This window comes from Nocardia sp. NPDC005998, from assembly GCF_040614395.1.
In the GTDB taxonomy this organism is placed as follows: Bacteria; Actinomycetota; Actinomycetes; order Mycobacteriales; family Mycobacteriaceae; genus Nocardia.
This window is the reverse complement of record NZ_JBEXUI010000002.1, coordinates 263,650-279,548: the sequence shown is the minus strand read 5'-3', so window position 1 is coordinate 279,548 and position 15,899 is coordinate 263,650. Positions and strand designations below refer to the sequence as shown.

The 15,899-nt window shown below is 65.8% G+C and carries 15 protein-coding genes; 4 read left to right on the top strand and 11 right to left on the bottom strand.

Translation table 11 applies throughout. The annotated features are described in order from the left end of the window. Positions 1 to 122: 122 nt before the first annotated feature. The 3 genes from ABZ293_RS04880 (at position 123) to ABZ293_RS04870 (ending at position 2,399) form a co-directional block, all read left to right on the top strand. Positions 123 to 1,259 (top strand): MFS transporter, encoded by a 1,137-nt coding sequence (locus tag ABZ293_RS04880; protein ID WP_355177849.1) that lies wholly within the window; start codon positions 123 to 125, stop codon positions 1,257 to 1,259. A gap of 297 nt (positions 1,260 to 1,556) precedes the next feature. Continuing rightward, positions 1,557 to 2,039, top strand: coding sequence for a hypothetical protein (locus tag ABZ293_RS04875; protein WP_355177360.1), 483 nt, complete (start codon positions 1,557 to 1,559; stop codon positions 2,037 to 2,039). Between the two features lie 111 nt (positions 2,040 to 2,150). Further along, positions 2,151 to 2,399, top strand: coding sequence for a hypothetical protein (locus tag ABZ293_RS04870; protein ID WP_355177359.1), 249 nt, complete (start codon positions 2,151 to 2,153; stop codon positions 2,397 to 2,399). A 9-nt stretch (positions 2,400 to 2,408) separates the two neighbouring features. On the opposite strand, the gene ABZ293_RS04865 is transcribed toward ABZ293_RS04870, so the two are convergent. The 5 genes from ABZ293_RS04865 to ABZ293_RS04845 all read right to left on the bottom strand — a co-directional run bounded on the left by ABZ293_RS04865 (position 2,409) and on the right by ABZ293_RS04845 (position 8,014). Continuing rightward, positions 2,409 to 3,011 (bottom strand): Uma2 family endonuclease, encoded by a 603-nt coding sequence (locus ABZ293_RS04865; protein WP_355177358.1) that lies wholly within the window; start codon positions 3,009 to 3,011, stop codon positions 2,409 to 2,411. A 171-nt stretch (positions 3,012 to 3,182) separates the two neighbouring features. Further along, positions 3,183 to 4,190 carry a 3-isopropylmalate dehydrogenase gene (locus tag ABZ293_RS04860; protein WP_355177357.1) on the bottom strand — a complete coding sequence of 336 codons (1,008 nt, stop codon included), beginning with the start codon at positions 4,188 to 4,190 and terminating at the stop codon, positions 3,183 to 3,185. A 272-nt stretch (positions 4,191 to 4,462) separates the two neighbouring features. Beyond that, positions 4,463 to 6,061 carry a phosphoglycerate dehydrogenase gene (gene serA / locus ABZ293_RS04855; RefSeq protein WP_355177356.1) on the bottom strand — a complete coding sequence of 533 codons (1,599 nt, stop codon included), beginning with the start codon at positions 6,059 to 6,061 and terminating at the stop codon, positions 4,463 to 4,465. A 700-nt stretch (positions 6,062 to 6,761) separates the two neighbouring features. Beyond that, positions 6,762 to 7,214, bottom strand: a complete 453-nt coding sequence (locus tag ABZ293_RS04850; RefSeq protein ID WP_355177355.1) for a hypothetical protein — start codon at positions 7,212 to 7,214, stop codon at positions 6,762 to 6,764. 305 nt (positions 7,215 to 7,519) lie between these two features. Further along, a complete protein-coding gene (locus ABZ293_RS04845; RefSeq protein WP_355177354.1) occupies positions 7,520 to 8,014 on the bottom strand; it encodes a helix-turn-helix domain-containing protein in 495 nt (164 codons plus the stop codon). A 463-nt stretch (positions 8,015 to 8,477) separates the two neighbouring features. On the opposite strand from ABZ293_RS04845, the gene ABZ293_RS04840 reads away from it, so the two are divergent. After that, complete coding sequence (locus tag ABZ293_RS04840; RefSeq protein ID WP_355177353.1) at positions 8,478 to 9,929, top strand: amidase; 1,452 nt, start codon at positions 8,478 to 8,480, stop codon at positions 9,927 to 9,929. A 163-nt stretch (positions 9,930 to 10,092) separates the two neighbouring features. On the opposite strand, the gene ABZ293_RS04835 is transcribed toward ABZ293_RS04840, so the two are convergent. The 6 genes from ABZ293_RS04835 to ABZ293_RS04810 form a co-directional block, all read right to left on the bottom strand. Further along, the gene (locus ABZ293_RS04835) at positions 10,093 to 10,296 is read right to left on the bottom strand and encodes a cold-shock protein (RefSeq protein ID WP_040693519.1); all 204 of its coding nucleotides are present in this window, start codon (positions 10,294 to 10,296) and stop codon (positions 10,093 to 10,095) included. Between the two features lie 368 nt (positions 10,297 to 10,664). Further along, positions 10,665 to 11,063 carry a TetR/AcrR family transcriptional regulator C-terminal domain-containing protein gene (locus ABZ293_RS04830; RefSeq protein WP_355177847.1) on the bottom strand — a complete coding sequence of 133 codons (399 nt, stop codon included), beginning with the start codon at positions 11,061 to 11,063 and terminating at the stop codon, positions 10,665 to 10,667. Positions 11,064 to 11,115: 52 nt separating this feature from the next. Continuing rightward, positions 11,116 to 12,957, bottom strand: coding sequence for a 3D-(3,5/4)-trihydroxycyclohexane-1,2-dione acylhydrolase (decyclizing) (gene iolD, locus ABZ293_RS04825; RefSeq protein ID WP_355177352.1), 1,842 nt, complete (start codon positions 12,955 to 12,957; stop codon positions 11,116 to 11,118). 25 nt (positions 12,958 to 12,982) lie between these two features. Further along, the gene (locus ABZ293_RS04820) at positions 12,983 to 13,822 is read right to left on the bottom strand and encodes an ATP-binding cassette domain-containing protein (protein ID WP_355177351.1); all 840 of its coding nucleotides are present in this window, start codon (positions 13,820 to 13,822) and stop codon (positions 12,983 to 12,985) included. Next, on the bottom strand, positions 13,819 to 14,871 hold the full coding sequence (locus ABZ293_RS04815; protein WP_355177350.1) for an ABC transporter permease: 1,053 nt from the start codon (positions 14,869 to 14,871) through the stop codon (positions 13,819 to 13,821). The genes ABZ293_RS04820 and ABZ293_RS04815 overlap by 4 nt, the downstream gene beginning before the upstream one ends. A 13-nt stretch (positions 14,872 to 14,884) precedes the next feature. Continuing rightward, a complete protein-coding gene (locus ABZ293_RS04810) occupies positions 14,885 to 15,892 on the bottom strand; it encodes a sugar ABC transporter substrate-binding protein (protein ID WP_355177349.1) in 1,008 nt (335 codons plus the stop codon). Positions 15,893 to 15,899: the final 7 nt, after the last annotated feature.

Sequence of the window (15,899 nt, the reverse complement as noted above, 5' to 3'; positions counted from 1 at the left end):
CACCGGGTGTACGGTAAGGCCCAATGTTCATAACCTGAGAACTTGATCCCATATTTTGAGATTCCGAGGTGAGGTCGTTGGCTACTACCGTGACGCAGCCGCGCGAGGTCCGACGGTGGTCCATGCTCGGACTCGGCGTCTTCGCGCAGGCATCCAGTGCCGTGTTCATCCACGGGGTCCCATTTCTGCTACCGGCGCTGACCGCGGACGGCATGCCGCTGGCGACCGCCGGACTACTGGTGGCCATGCCGACGGTCGGGCTGGTGTGCACGCTCATCGCGTGGGGCTATGTCGTCGACCGGATCGGCGAGCACAAGGTGTTGGTCGGCGGGCCGCTGCTGATGTTCGTCGCGGGCGCGGCGGCGGCAACGGCGTCGAATTACCTCGCGCTCGGCGCGCTGCTGTTCTTCGGCGGCGTCGGCGCGGCGAGCACCAATGGCGCCAGCGGGCGGGTGATCGTCGGCTGGTTCCCGCCACATCGACGCGGGCTGGCCATGGGAATCCGGCAGACCGCACAGCCTTTGGGTGTCGGCGTCGGCGCACTGGCCATTCCGGCGGTGGCGGCCGAACACGGTGTCTCGGTGGCCATTCTGGTGCCCGCCGTCATGGCGGGCGCGGCCGCGCTGGGCTGTTTGGTCGGCATCGTCGATCCACCACGCCCCACGGGTGCGGCCGTGGACCGGGCCAACCCCTATCGCGGCGATTCCACACTGTGGCGCATACACGCGGTGTCAGTGCTGCTATGCGTTCCACAAGGCACCGTCTGGACTTTCGCATTGTTGTGGTTGCACCGTGACGTCGGCTGGTCGCTGCCGGCGGCGGGCGCCCTGGTTACCTTCACCCAAATCCTCGGCGCCCTAGGGCGAATCGGCGCGGGCGCGTGGTCGGATCGCGTCGGCAGCCGACTGGGACCGCTGCGCACCGTCGCCATCGCCGCCGTAATCAGCATGGCCGCCTTGGCTTCGGCCGCATGGACACATGCCTGGTGGGCCGCGATCCCGCTGCTGATCGCGGCATCGGTCATCACCGTGTCCGATAACGGCTTGGCCTTCACCGCGGTCGCCGAAATCGCCGGACCCTACTGGAGCGGACGCGGACTCGGCATCCAGAACACCGGCCAGAACCTCGCAATAGCCGCCATCCCACCGGCTTTCGGCGCACTCATCACCGCCAGCGGCTTTCCCGCCGCGTACCTACTGGCTGCCGCGCTGGCGACGGCGGCCGTGCCGCTGGTTCCCGCCGATCGACAATCCAAATAACGGCCCCTTACGAATTCGCGCCCGCCCCGGTCTGCCGGGGCGGGCGCGATCCAGGTGTGCCGATCACATGCGACGGTCCGCCGATGCGACACGAGCCTCGCGCTTTCCGAATCGTGCAACACCGAGAATCGACAGTGACCCGACAGACGTCGTCGCATCGATCTCCGCACCCCACTGGAACCCAGCGCAGGTTCCCCAGTATTCGCGGCGCATCGAACCAACCGGATCCGCCCTCCGATCGCATGGCCATGTAAATCCAGCCTTGACAAGCCATTGATGTCAAGTCAGGCTTTACATATGCCTGATGAACACCAACACATAGACCCACAGGACGAGCGGGCAATGCTCGGAAAGTTGTTGTCCGCCAATGCGGAACTAGTCGTGGGCGTGCTGCGTCCAGAGGACGGGCGGCCCAGCGTGCCGGTGCTGGCCGCGCTCACCGCGACCCGAAACTTGAGCCGCCTCGTCGACGACATCCTGCACACCCTGGCCCGGCAGGCCCGCGATGAAGGCCACACCTGGGCCGAAATCGGCGATCTGCTCGGCACTTCACGCCAAGCGGCCTTCCAGCGCTTCAGCGGCCCGATGCCCCCAACGGGACCGTTCCCGCCACCCCCGGCGCCACCCGGATTCCCAACGCCGCCCGGCACTCCCATGCCCCCAACCCCGCCAACACCACCCGGATTCCCAACCCCACCGGGTCTGCTCACCCCACCCACCATGCCGATACCGCCCAACATGCCGAAGCCGCCCAGCCCGCCAGCTCCGCCCACCCTCTAGTTCCGATCAACGAATCCCCCACCACCGCAGGGATTCACCACCAGCACCTCGTTTCACCGACACGGCAGGGTCACCAGCCGCTGCGCCCGACGACACCGTCGCGAGACCGTCATGACCGAGCAATTCCCGACCACCGCCGAACAACTGGCCGAACTGGCCGGGCGCGGATCGGCCATTGCCGAATCGGTCAGTGCGGCAGCCACTCTCATCGAATGGCAGCATCTGGCCGTCGCCGGTGAAGTGTTCGATGTCATTGGGCCGATCGCCGGGCCGGTGGCGCGTATGCACGATGTCATCGCCGGTGCCGTCGCTGAGTCGATGCGCGGTATCGCCGCGGCGGTCGGTGGCGCGCTGGCCTAGTGCGATTGATCAGATCTCGATCAGGGCAGCCGGGTCGAAACTCACCCGGAACGGTGGATCCGCCTGGATCTGCGCAGTGCACACCGTTCCCGCCGCCACTACTGGACTAGCGCGAAAGGCGCCGTCCGCGAGCAGCATTCGGTGGATCCGGACCTCCGGATGATGTTCGACGATCCAGTATTGCGCAATATCGATGGCCGCGTATTCGCGGACCTTCCTGACCCGATCGGTGCGCTCGGTACCGTTACCCGGTGCGACGACCTCCACGGCGAGCAGCACTTCCCTGCCCAGGATGACCCTGGGGGTTTCGGCGACAATCGCCGCTCGCGCAATATCTCTCGGGATCACCACGATATCTGGCTTGCGCACACCACTCGGGGTGCCGACTTCCCAACCGCCGCCTATACATATATGCACAGCCGCCCCGACCGCCGCGGCATCGATGAGCCGTCCGAGCCGCTGCACCACGAAGTTGTGTCGGGCACCGGTGGCGACCGCGATCAACCATCCGTCCTCGAGTTCGAACCCTCTACCGCCGTCCGGTAGGTCGTGCAGATCAACTTCGGAATAAGGTCCGAACCCCCGCCCACGCAGCACCCGACGCTCACTCATCGGACCACCCGGTAGCCGGAGACGGGTCGCGTCGACACGTCGATTCGGAGGCCATACATCGATGGTTCGCGCTCGCGGAGCCGAATTCAAGTGTGTGCCAGGCCCCCTCGCGGTTCGCGAATGCGCAAAGCCCGCACCCGAAACCGTCGAGCGCGGGCCTTGCGGGAAGTATCAGACCGCCGCGGCGATCCGATCCCCGACCTCGACGGTCGAGGCCGCACCACTGCGCGACGCGAGATCCTTGGCAACCGCGCCTTCGATCCGGGCGGCCGCCTCGGTATTGCCGAGGTGGTTGAGCAGCAGCGAAACCGACAGGATCGCGGCGGTCGGATCGGCCTTGGACTGACCCGCGATATCGGGAGCACTGCCGTGCACCGGCTCGAACATGCTCGGGTTGGCGCCGGACGCGTCGATATTGCCGCTGGCCGCCAGGCCGATACCACCGCTGACCGCCGCCGCAAGGTCGGTGATGATGTCGCCGAAGAGGTTATCGGTGACGATCACGTCGAAGCGGCCCGGATCGTTGACCATATGGATGGTGGCGGCGTCGATGTGCTGGTAGGCGGTCTGCACCTCCGGGAATTCGACCGCGACCTCGTTCACTGTGCGCTGCCACAGCGAACCGGCGAAGGTCAGCACATTGTTCTTGTGCACCAGCGTCAGGTGCTTGCGGCGCGCCTGCGCCTTGGCGAAGGCGTAGCGCACCACGCGCTCGATGCCGAAGCGGGTATTGGTGCTGACCTCGGTGGCGACCTCGTGCGGCGTCTCCACCCGGATGGCGCCGCCAGTACCGGTGTAGGGCCCCTCGGTGCCCTCGCGCACGACAACGAAGTCGATATCCGGATTGCCAGCCAGCGGACTGGTCACGCCCGGGTACAGCTTCGACGGCCGCAGGTTCACGTGGTGGTCCAGCGCAAAGCGGGTGCGCAGCAGCAGTCCGCGCTCGAGCACACCGCTGGGCACCGACGGATCGCCGATCGCGCCGAGCAGGATCGCGTCATGCTGCTTCAGCTCGGGCAGCACCGAATCCGGCAGGATCTCCCCGGTCGCATGGTAGCGACGGGCACCCAGGTCGTATTCGGTCTTCTCGACACCCGGCTGCACCACATCGAGCACCTTGAGTGCCTCCGCGATGACCTCGGGACCGATCCCATCACCGGCGATAACAGCAAGCTTCATAACAAATGCTCCGTTCAATTTGCCGACCGCAGTCGTCGCAGGATCGCGGGATGTGGTTCGCCCGCCCGTATTCGAACCGCGCCGCACGCCTGCCGATCCATGCGTTCGCCCTGGCATCGCGCCGGGCGAACAGCAGCAAGGTCACCGTACTTGGTGCCCTGGGCCGAGCCGCGAGCGGGCGCGACCAGCGCGGTGCCATTCATGCGCCACGCGCCGCCACCAAAGGTAACGGCGCGCGGCTGGCTCCTGAGCCGGGGCTCGAGCCCGGATTGTCAGAACAGGTCGACCAGGACGATCTTGGCGGCGCCGACGGATTCCGCGATCGCGGCCTGGACGTCGGCAGGGACTTCGCGGGCCACCCGCAGAACCACGGTCGCGCCTTCTTTGTCGACATCCTGGCTCAGCTGTGCGGCGAGGATATCGATCTCGGCCTCGCCGAGCTTGGTGCCGATCTTGCCCAGCGCGCCCGGCCGGTCGTCGTAGTTCAGCACGGCCAGGTTCAGGCCCTCGGCGCGCATATCGTAGTTGCGGCCGTTGATGTTGACGATCTTCTGCACCAGCTGCGGCTCGGTCAACGTGCCGGCCACATTCAGGGTGCGGCCGTCGCCGAAGACCGCGCGCAGGTCGACGACGCTGCGGTGGCTCGGGCTCTCCGAAATCTTGGTGACCTGGGCGCTAATGCCACGGTCCTTGGCCAGCGCGGGGGCGTTGACGAAGGTGACCTGGTCCTCGACCAGCGCGGAGAAGATGCCGCGCAGCGCCGACAGCTCCAGCACCGCGACATCCTGCGCGGCCAGTTCGCCGCGCACCTGCACCTCGACACTGACCGGGAGCTCGTTGGACACCGCGCCGAGCAGGTGACCCTGCTTGCGCACGATCTCCAGCCACGGTGCGACCTCGTCGCTGACGGTGCCACCGGTGACATTCACCGCGCCCGGCACGAATTCACCGGCCAGGGCCAGCAATACGGACTTGGCGACATCGGTGCCCGCGCGGTCCTGCGCCTCGGCGGTGGATGCGCCCAGGTGCGGGGTCACGACGACCTGCGGCAGATCGAACAGCGGGCTGTCGGTGCACGGCTCGGTGTCGAACACGTCCAGGCCCGCGGCGCGCACGTGACCCGACTTGATGGCGTCGGCGAGCGCCTGCTCGTCGACCAGCCCACCGCGCGCGGCATTGACGATGATGACGCCGGGCTTGGTCTTGGCGATGGCTTCCTTGCCGATGATGCCCTTGGTCTCGGGGGTCTTCGGCAGGTGCACCGAGATCAGGTCGGCGCGCTCGAGCAGATCGTCCAGGCTGAGCAGTTCGATGCCGAGCTGGGCGGCGCGGGCCGGGGAGACGTAGGGGTCGTAGGCGATCACCTTGGTCTCGAACGCGGCCAGGCGCGCGGCGAACAGCTGGCCGATACGGCCGAGGCCGACAACACCGACGGTCTTGTCGAAGATCTCGACACCGTTGAACTTGCTGCGCGCCCAGGTGCGCTCGCGCAGCGTGGCGTCGGCGGCCGGGATCTGGCGGGCCGCGGCCAGCAGCAGCGTGACGGCGTGCTCGGCGGCGGTGTGGATGTTCGAGGTGGGCGCGTTGACGACCATGACGCCGCGCTCGGTGGCCGCGGGCACATCGACATTGTCGAGGCCGACGCCGGCACGGGCGACGATCTTCAGGTTCTTCCCGGCCTCGAGCACCTCGGCGTCGACGGTGGTCGCGGAGCGGACCAGCAGCGCGTCCGCCTCGGGCACCGCGGCGAGGAGTGCCGGGCGGTCGGGGCCATCGACCCAGCGAACCTCGACACCGTCACCAAGCGCGTCGACGGTCGACTGGGCGAGCTTGTCGGCGATCAGAACAACAGGACGGCCTGCTTGGCTCACTGTGGGTTACTCCTGGGAGGAAGAGGGGTAGGCATTTACCGCCGACCAGCTTAGTGGGCGCGAAATCGCAGCGCCCTACCCCCTGGTAGGCGGCCGCCGTCAGTGCCGTCGCCAGATCCGGCAAAGGCGAAGCCCCGCACCATCGGGTGCGGGGCCTCGACTCGTCTCGCGCCGAATCGAACGGCACGGATACGGCCGAAATCAATCGGCCGCAACAGCACTATCAGCCGCCGAACGAACCCGTCCACAGGGTGTTGAGAATACCGTGCAGAGCAGCGCTACCGGTGGAAAACAGGCCGTTCAGGGCAGCAGAACCGGTGTCGATGATAACGGGGATCATGAAATTTCCTCTTCGTCGAAAACAAATCCAGTCGAACTGGCTGACACATGGCACATCGGGGCTTACGCAAATCCGGTTACGGATTTCGGCCGGATAGTGACGCAGACTACATACTGCTTTTCAATGTGATCTGGACAACCGTCCATCATGGTCTTGAGCAGGCCAGATTCAGTCAATCGCAGGTCAGACATCCTTTTCCAAGCCATAATTAGCTCCGCAAAGGAGGATCCCTGAGAGCTCTCTAAGAGAATGTTTCGAACCGCCTGAGACCTATCCGAGATAGGACTGATCAACCGGCAGGAACCCGGCAAATCTCGGACAAATCCAACGTTGCTGCCATCGAGTTGCGTGGCAGCGCTATTAGTCGGAGCGATACATCAGATATGGGCGCCCCAAAATCAGCGCGACAGCAAGCACGGCGCTACCGAAATACACCGGCAGCAGATGGATGAACGCGGTGAAGTGGATGAAGAAGTGGATTACCAGCGCAGTGGCCGACCCGGTAACGGTCGCACCGAGCAACGTCCACCACACCCATGCCTCGCCCTGCCGCCAGCCCCACAGACCGAGCAGCACGATCGCCACCGTCGTAGCCATCAGCGCGCCGCCGAATCCGGCACGGTCGTGTGCGATGAACGGCAGTAGGTGTGCGATGGCGGACTTCAGCGTGGCGGCATCGGTGTGCATCAACTGCAGATCGGTCGGCACGAAGACGAAGGTGAGTCCTACGGTCGAGATGACGACGCCGCCGATGAAAACGCCCACCTCCGTGGCGATCATCACCAGCTGACCGACCAGCGCGCGTCGACGCACTTGTTCCGGACACTGCGGCGGCTGGTTACCGCGATCAACGAGCCGACCGAGCTCAAATCACGCACCCGCGAAATGGGCAGCGGCACAGTGCCTGTGCCGATCGCCGAGTTCATCGCGGACGAATTCGACCGCGCGACAGCCGCTTTCCCGAAGACGGCGGATCGAGATCCGGAGCCCGCGAGATCACCGCCGACTTCTTCCGCAGGGAAGTCCTCGCTACCGGAGATGAGCTGTAGCGCTCAGAACTCGGCCGCGCCGTCGACAGGCCGTGCGGCCGGATCTGGTGCGCAAGCCGCAGCGCGATATCACCCCTCGGCGACCGCGTCGGCATAGGCGCGCGCCAACCGCTCGGTCGCGGTCGGGGCATCCGGATCGGGGCGGGGCACGCCGAGGTGCGATTCGCGCAGCTCCTCCATGAACTCGGCCCACAGCTGCGGCCCGCCCTCCTCCAGCAGTTCCGCGCGTACGCGCAGGCGCTTGGTCGTCGGTCGATGCCGCAACCCCCATGCGCCCAGCTGCGCCATGATCGGCACCAACTGAATCGCGGGCTCGGTCAGCCGGTACTCGGCCTTCTGCCCGGGACGGGCGTCCTCGCGGCTGAGCAGTCCGGCCGCGACCAGGCGCTTGAGCCGGTCGGACAGGATATTGGATGCGATGCCCTCCTCCGATCCGGCGAGCAGTTCGCGGAAGTGGCGGCGGTTGCCGAACATCACGTCGCGCAGCACCAGCAGCGTCCACCGATCGCCGATCACCTCGATAGTCGCGTTGATCGGGCAGCCCGAACGTCCCTGATCGCGCATCTGATGCTCCCTCGGTCGAAATCGCCGATTGCATTCTACAACCAGATGCATCTTCCCCATGCACGATCTGATTGCAAAATGCAATCAGATCGTGCTGATGAAGCTGTTCGGGCATACGTCGGTTCGCAGCCTCGCAAAGTACGCGCGGGTGTCCGACGAAGGTCTCCTGAATTTCCAGGCCGACACCGATCCCGCCGCGCATTGTCATGGCCAGTCGTCGGGTGAGTATTCTGTGGCCGGGAAGAACATGACGATTATTGAGACATCTATCCCGTTGCGCGAAGCGGCATTTCATGTCCTGCCCGCATGGAGTTGGCCCGCTGCCGACGCTGTGACCTGGGGTGAGCCGTCTTCGATGGCAGAACGAGCGTGTGACTTCACCGGCGCAGGTGGTCCGTTCGACTTTCCCGTTGTGCGAATCGGCATTTTATGTCCTCTCCGGCGGGCCAATAGCGTCGGATTCATGGATTGGGATTTTCAGTCGGCGGAAGAACTCGCGGCCGCCTTGCATGCTGGTGAAGTGACATCGGTGGAACTGACCGATGAGGCGATCGCCCGTATCGAGCGGGACGACAAGGCGATCAACGCGATCTGTGTACCGGATTTCGACCGCGCGCGGGCCGCCGCGCGCAGTGCCGACCAGGCGCGCGCCCGCGGCGAGGATCGGCCGCTGCTCGGCATTCCGGTGACGGTCAAGGAGTCCTACAACATCGCCGGGCTGCCCACGACTTGGGGCATGCCGGAGCACGCGAACTACGTACCGGCCGAGGATGCGGTACAGGTGTCGCGGTTGAAGGCGGCCGGCGCGGTGCTGCTCGGTAAGACCAATGTGCCGTTGATGCTGCGAGACATCCAGAGCTTCAACGAGATCTACGGCACCACCAACAATCCGTGGGATCACGGCCGCACGTCGGGTGGGTCCTCCGGCGGATCGGCGGCGGCACTGGCGTGCGGATTCGGTGCGCTGTCGATCGGCTCCGACCTCGCCGGTTCGCTGCGCACCCCCGCGCATTTCTGCGGCGTCTACGCACACAAGCCGACCCTCGGACTGGCGGCGACCCGCGGGATGGTCGCGCCGCCCGGCCCGGCCTTGCCGGTCGATCTCGATCTCGCCGTCGTCGGTCCGATGGCGCGTACGGCGCGCGACCTCACGCTGCTGCTCGATGTGATGGCCGGACCGGACCCGCTGACCCACGGCGTCGCCTACGACGTCGCACTGCCGCCCGCGCGCCACGAGCGGCTGTCGGACTTCCGTGTCCTGATCATCGAGGACCATCCGCTCATTCCGACCGGATCGGCGGTGCGGGCGGGCGTGAACCGGGTCGCCGAGGCGCTCGTCGACGAGGGCGCCCGCGTCGAACGGCACAGTCCGCTGCTGCCCGATCCGACCGAAGCGGCGACGCTCTACATGCTGCTGATGCTGTCGAACGCCGCCACAAGTCTTTCCGTCGACATGTACCAACAGCTGCAAACCCACGCCGCCGCCCTGAGCGCGGACGACCGGAGTCTCGATGCGGCGCGGCTGCGCGGCATGGTGCTCAGCCACCGCGACTGGGTCGAGGCGAACAACCGTCGCGAACTCCACCGCCACGGCTGGCGGCAACTCTTCGCCGAGTTCGATGCCGTGGTGTGCCCCATCACGCCCACTCCCGCCTTCCCGCACGACCACAACGGAGGTCTGGAGAACCGGCACATCGACATCGACGGCGTCGAGTACCCGTACTTCGACCAGCTCGTCTTGGCCGGTGTGGCCACCATGCCCGGCCTGCCTGCCACCGCCATACCCGCGGGCCGGTCCCCCGAGGGGCTGCCGGTGGGAGTACAGCTCATCGGTCCGATGTTCGAGGACCGCACCCCACTGCGGCTGGCCGAACTGCTCGAGCAGAAGATCGGCGGCTTCCAGGCACCGAAGTAGGGCGTACTACTCAGGTGTCCGTCGAGGACGAGGTGCGACGCAGCCAGCCGACCGCACCGTCGAAGATCGCTTTCGGCCCCTCGCCGGTGCGCATAACCAATCCCCTGAAACGACGAGAGGCCCGCACCCCCTGCCGGGTGCGAGCCTCCTAAGTCACGCTTGATCAGATAGCGCGGACGTCCTGGGCCTGCGGACCCTTCTGGCCCTGGCCGATCTCGAACTCCACGCGCTGGCCCTCTTCGAGGGACCGGAAACCCGAGCCGGAAACGGCCGAGTAATGCACGAAGACGTCAGGGCCGCCTCCGTCTTGAGCGATAAAGCCGAAGCCCTTCTCGCTGTTGAACCACTTCACACTGCCTTGAGCCATGTTCTTTACTTCTTACTTCCTGTTGGTGAGCCGAGCAGATCACTTCGATGAGCCCGGTCTCACGATCAACAATGCCATCATCCGACGAATTCAGCCACATCCAGCGGTGGTGACTGTGAGCAAGCCGACGTTGGCGATGGGCTGCGGCTGTCGCCGCAATGCCGGATCCACGGCGCTGGCTACCCCGCCCACACTACTAGCCCAGAGCACAGATCAGCCGGTCAGCGCACACTTTTAGCTATCGCCGCGAGCCCCGCTAGGGATCCCAGCAACCATTCTCGGCACACACTTCGGACCGATCCTAAGAAGTTGTAAAGAAAATACGCGATGGGACGCTTTCGCGCGCACTAACTGGTCGGTTTTCAGTTTTATGACCGCGCCCGACCGATCGCCGCGGCGACGCCATCGAGGACGAGTTCGAGGCCGAAGGTGAAATCCGCGTCGGGATCCTCCGGCGGTGCCTCCCAGATATCGGCGGCGAATAGCCTTGCGGCATCGGGAAATCGTGCCGGATCGACCAACTCGACGAGATCGCGGCCGTAGTTCTGTTCGACCTGCGTTTGTTCGAGACCGGCCGCGCGGCTGCCCACTTCGAGTTCACTGGCAAGTACGAATGCCTGCCGGACATGGCCGCTGACCACCGTGATCACGCCGACCTTGGCCGCCCAGTCCAGATCCATATCGCGCAGACAGCGCAGCCCCGCATCCATCCATCCGATGGCGTTCGGGCCACGCGGCGGACCAGCAACCGCAGCCGGGCCAGCCAGGGGCGTCGCTGGAAAGTCGCTCGCTGCGCCAGCGCCCAGCGTCCATTCCCGTTCAGCCGTTCAGGTGGCGCACCTGCCTCGACTTCGACTCGTCGTACGCCGCGCGACCGGATAGGTGTTCCGGCACGCCTACCTCCCACCAGGCGCCCGCCTCGGTCCATGCCGATGGCTGAGTGCGCACGACAACGACGGCCGGACGGGACTCGCCGAGGGCGGCGGCGCGGGCCCGCGCATACGCGCCACGGAACTCGACCAGGTCGGTCGCGGTGAAGACCGCACAGCCCAATGATCGAGCATGGCCGGCGAAATCGACCCGGGGCGGCCTGGGATGGTTGGTCCGACAGTCGGTATAGAAATTGTTGAACGGCTCGCCGCCCTGCCCCTCCTGCAGGCGTGCGATCACCGCGTACCCATCGTTATCGCAGACCACCGCGACGAACCGGTGGCCAGCGAAGGCGGCCGAGAACAGTTCGGAGTTCAGCATCAGATAGGAGCCGTCGCCGAGCATGGTGGTGACCAGGCCGTGCACATGCGCCATGGCCGCGCCCCAGGCACCGGCGAGTTCGTACCCCATACAGGAGAATCCGTACTCGACATCCATCGTCGGGACGGTGCCGGTGGCGCGCCAGCCGCCGATCAGTTCGCCGGGCATACCGCCCGATGCGGTCATGACATAGTCGTCCGGTGCGCTCAATTCATTGACGATGCCGACGATTTGGGCATAGCTCGGAGTGCCGGGCGTGGGCGCGCGCAGCTTATCGATATGGGTGTCCCAGGTGCTTCGGAGTTCTTCGGCGCGGGCGGACCATTCGGCGTCGACTCGCCAATTCGCGAGGTGCGCAGCCAGTTCCCGCACAGTCGCATCGGCATCGCCGACAACCGCGAGTGCGCCGTGCTTCACCGCGTCGAATCGGGCCGTATTGATGCTGACCAATCGGACGTCGGGGGCGAAGACGGTCCAGGACGCGGTGGTGAAGTCCTGTAGTCGAGTGCCGATGGCCAGCACCAGATCCGCTTGTGCGGCAGCGGTATTGGCCGATGTCGAGCCCGTCACACCGAGCGGGCCGGTGAACAATGGGTGATCGTGCGGCACGAGGGTCCGGCCCGCTGTCGTCTCTGTGATCGGAATACCGTGCCGCTCGGCGAATTCGAGCACCAGTCGGCCCGCACCGGAATAGCGGACGCCGCCGCCGAGGATCAGCAGCGGACGTCGCGCCGAGCGCAGCGCGTCGGCGGCTTCGGCCACTACCCGCGAGTCGGGGCGGGTACGCGTGATTCGGTGCACGACCGGCTCGAACAGTGCCTCGGGGAAGTCATAGGTCTCGGCTTGCACGTCCTGGGGCAATGCGAGCGTCACCGGTCCCGCATCGGCCGCGTCGGTCAGCACCCGGGCCGCTTGCGGCAGGGTGGCGATCAATTGTTCGGGGCGCGTGATGCGGTCGAAGTATCGACTGACCGCGCGAAACGCGTCATTGACGGTGACGGTGGGGTCGCCGAAGTGCTCGACCTGTTGAAGCACCGGATCCGGTGCTCGACTGGTGAAGGTATCGCCGGGAAGCAGCAGCAGCGGTAGGCGATTCGCATGAGCGACACCGGCCGCTGTCACCATATTCAGTGCGCCGGGACCGATCGAGGAGGTCGCGATCCCGACCTGACGGCGGTGGGTGGCCTTCGCCAGACCGACCGCCGCCAAGGCCATCCCCTGCTCGGTATGCCCACGCCAGACCGGTATTTCGGCACTGCGCTCCTGCAGCGCAGTGCCGAGCCCGAGCACATTGCCGTGCCCGAAGATCGCGAAAACGGCCGGGAACAGGGGTACTTCACGACCATCCAGGGTCTCCGAGCGCTGAGCGACCAGCCAGCCGACCAATGCCTGCGCCATCGTCAACTTCATGCGAACCGTCCTCGAAGTCGTGGGTTCACGGCGTGACCACTCGCTGCAACTCGTGCTCGAGTGCGTCCAATTCGGCGCCACCGGCCATTTGCCTGGTCAGCTCCGGCAAATCGATCTCGGACTTCTCGTAGGAGCCGAGCATCGCGCCGCGCTTGAGCAAGAGGAAGCGGTCGCCGACCGGGAAAGCATGATGCGGGTTGTGCGTGATCAGGATGACCCCGAGCCCGCGGTCTCGTGCCTGCACAACATATTTCAGCACCACACCGGCCTGCTTCACGCCGAGAGCTGCGGTCGGCTCGTCCAGAATCAGCACCTTGGCCCCGTAGTGCACCGCCCTGGCGATCGCGATGCACTGACGCTGGCCACCGGATAGCGTGCCGACCGGCTGCTCCAGATCGCGGATCTCGATGCCCATATCCGCCAGCGCCTGCTGGGCGATATCGCGGCCCCTGCGGCGGTCGAGCAGTCGCAGCGGACCGTATCCGAGGGTCGGCTCGGAGCCGAGTACGAAGTTGCGCCACACGCTCATCAGCGGCACCACCGCGAGATCCTGGTACACGGTCGCGATGCCGTGATCCAAAGCCTCTCGGGGCGAGGACAATCGGATCGTCTGCCCGTCGATCTTCAGCTCACCGCGGTCGTGCTGGTGCACACCGGCGAGAATCTTGATCAGCGTCGACTTACCCGCACCATTGTCGCCGAGGATGCAGGTGACCTGTCCCGCGTTCACGACCGTCGAGACGTCACGCAAGGCGACGACACCGCCGTAGCTCTTGCCGATATCGATCGCTTCGATCAGTGGTGTCGGCTCAGCCGGCACCACGCCGCCGCCACTGGTCGAATCGCTCCGCGATGCTGTGTTCATCGGCGTACCCTCTCGGCTCGCTTCTTGAATATGTTGTTGACCAACACCGCTGCCAACAGCAGGACGCCGAGGAACAGCATGAACCAGTCACTGTCCCAACCGGCGAAAACGATGCCCTGACGCGCCATGCCGAAGATCAGCGCGCCGATCGCGGCACCGACCGCCGAACCGAATCCGCCGGTCAACAGGCAGCCGCCGACCACGGCCGCGATGATGTAGTGCAGCTCCAGCCCGACACCCTGATTCGCCTGCACGCTGGAGAAGCGGAGGATACTGCAGGATCCGACGACCCACCCCGCGAAGGCCGTGGTCATGAAGAGCAGGATCTTCGTCCGGTCGGCGGGAACGCCGACGGCCCGCGCACTGGGCAGCGCACCGCCCACCGCGAAGATCCAGTTGCCGAATTTCGTGCGTACCAGCACAAGTGCGGCGATCGCGGTCAGCACCACCCACCAGACGACCGATGCCTGCAGGTGGGTGTCGCCGATATCCAGTGTCGATGCGAAAACCCATCCGGCCGAGTTGTACCCCTCGGCGCTGCGAATGCCGGATACCTGAACGGTTCCGGTGACCAACCGGGTTACGCCGAGGTTGAGACCCTGCAGCGCGAGGAAGGTGCCGAGCGTGACGATGAAGCTCGGTAGACCGGTACGCATCACCAGCCACCCGTTGAACGCACCGACGGTCAGCGCGAAGAGCAGCGAAACCAGCAGCGCCAGCCAGACATTCCATCCCGCATGCACCGCGAGCAGTGCGGTGACCAGCGCGGTGGAGGCGGTCATGACACCGGCGGACAGATCGAATTCACCGCCGATCATCAATAGCGCGACCGCGACCGCCATGATGCCGAGTGTGGACGAATCGTCCAGCCAGGTCGCGACGCCGAGCGGACTGAGGAACCGGTCGGTAATGACCGAGAAGAATACGAAAACCAATGCGGCGCCGAGCAATGCCCCGATCTCCGGTCGGACGATCAGGCGCTGGAACAGCGAGGGGCCCTCCGGCGGGCTGCTGGGTGCGACCTCGGAAGTTTTGGTGGCAATAGTCATTTCATCCACTCCTTCAGCGCATGCCCAGTGCCACGCGCGCGGCCACGGCTTCGACATTGTTCTTGTCGACGAAGGCGGGCCCCGTCTGCACCGGTGCGCCACCACCGACCGAGTTCAGGTTCGTCCGATACAACTGCAGCAGTACCACCGGCAGATAACCCTGTTCGTACTGCTGCTGGTCCACCGCGAAGAGCAGCTTGCCCGCCCGAATCGCCTCGACCACATCGGTATTCAGGTCGAAGGTCGCGACCGTGGCGGCCGACTGCGATTCCTTCACCCCATCGACCGCGCGGGCGGCGACCTGTGAATTCAGCGTCAGCACCGCGTCGATGGACCTATCCGCCTCCAGCGCGCCCTTGATGCGGGACTGCGCGTCGGTGGGATTATTGATATCCACCTGCAAGGTGGTGCCGTTGCCGAAGGCCTTGGTCGCGCCATCGCAGCGCTGATTGGCGCCGATATTGCCCGCCTCGTGGATGACGCACAGCAACTTCTTGCGGCCCGCGTCGGCGAGGCGTTTACCCGCGGACTGCCCGGCCAACGTCTCACTTTGTCCCACATGGCCGATGGCGCCGAATTTTGCGCTCTCGCTCTCGCCCGAATTGATGGTCACCACCGGAATACCTGCGGCGACGGCCTTCTCGATCGAGGGCCGCAGCGCCTCCGGATTCGCCATCGATACGACCAGACCGTCCACACCCTGCGCGACCGCATTATCGATGAGCTTGGCCTGCTGCCCGGGATCGCCGGAGGAGTTGTACTCGACACGGACGCCGAGATCCTTGCCCGCCGCCTCCGCACCGTTTTTGACGACGTTCCAGAAGGCGTCACCGGGGCTGCCGTGGGTCACCACCGCGACCGACCCCAGCTTGCCCTGGGCGACGGGGGAATGGGTCGGAGCGGGGACATCCGCACCCGGACCGCTACACGCGGCGAGAATGGTGGCCGCGGCCAGCCACGGCACCAGGCGGCGCGATCGCCGCCACCACGGCGTGCGTATTTCCAGTGACATCGTTGTCATCACTTCC

Coding starts and splice junctions, on each gene's coding strand:
- ABZ293_RS04840 (WP_355177353.1), top strand. CDS start 8,478: ATGGATTGGGATTTTCAGTCGGCGGAAGAACTCGCGGCCGCCTTGCAT.
- ABZ293_RS04835 (WP_040693519.1), bottom strand. CDS start 10,296: ATGGCTCAAGGCAGTGTGAAGTGGTTCAACAGCGAGAAGGGCTTCGGC.
- ABZ293_RS04860 (WP_355177357.1), bottom strand. CDS start 4,190: ATGAAGCTTGCTGTTATCGCCGGTGATGGGATCGGTCCCGAGGTCATC.
- ABZ293_RS04865 (WP_355177358.1), bottom strand. CDS start 3,011: ATGAGTGAGCGTCGGGTGCTGCGTGGGCGGGGGTTCGGACCTTATTCC.
- iolD (WP_355177352.1), bottom strand. CDS start 12,957: ATGAAGTTGACGATGGCGCAGGCATTGGTCGGCTGGCTGGTCGCTCAG.
- ABZ293_RS04870 (WP_355177359.1), top strand. CDS start 2,151: ATGACCGAGCAATTCCCGACCACCGCCGAACAACTGGCCGAACTGGCC.
- ABZ293_RS04820 (WP_355177351.1), bottom strand. CDS start 13,822: ATGAACACAGCATCGCGGAGCGATTCGACCAGTGGCGGCGGCGTGGTG.
- ABZ293_RS04815 (WP_355177350.1), bottom strand. CDS start 14,871: ATGACTATTGCCACCAAAACTTCCGAGGTCGCACCCAGCAGCCCGCCG.
- ABZ293_RS04875 (WP_355177360.1), top strand. CDS start 1,557: ATGCCTGATGAACACCAACACATAGACCCACAGGACGAGCGGGCAATG.
- ABZ293_RS04810 (WP_355177349.1), bottom strand. CDS start 15,892: ATGACAACGATGTCACTGGAAATACGCACGCCGTGGTGGCGGCGATCG.
- ABZ293_RS04845 (WP_355177354.1), bottom strand. CDS start 8,014: ATGCGCGATCAGGGACGTTCGGGCTGCCCGATCAACGCGACTATCGAG.
- ABZ293_RS04880 (WP_355177849.1), top strand. CDS start 123: ATGCTCGGACTCGGCGTCTTCGCGCAGGCATCCAGTGCCGTGTTCATC.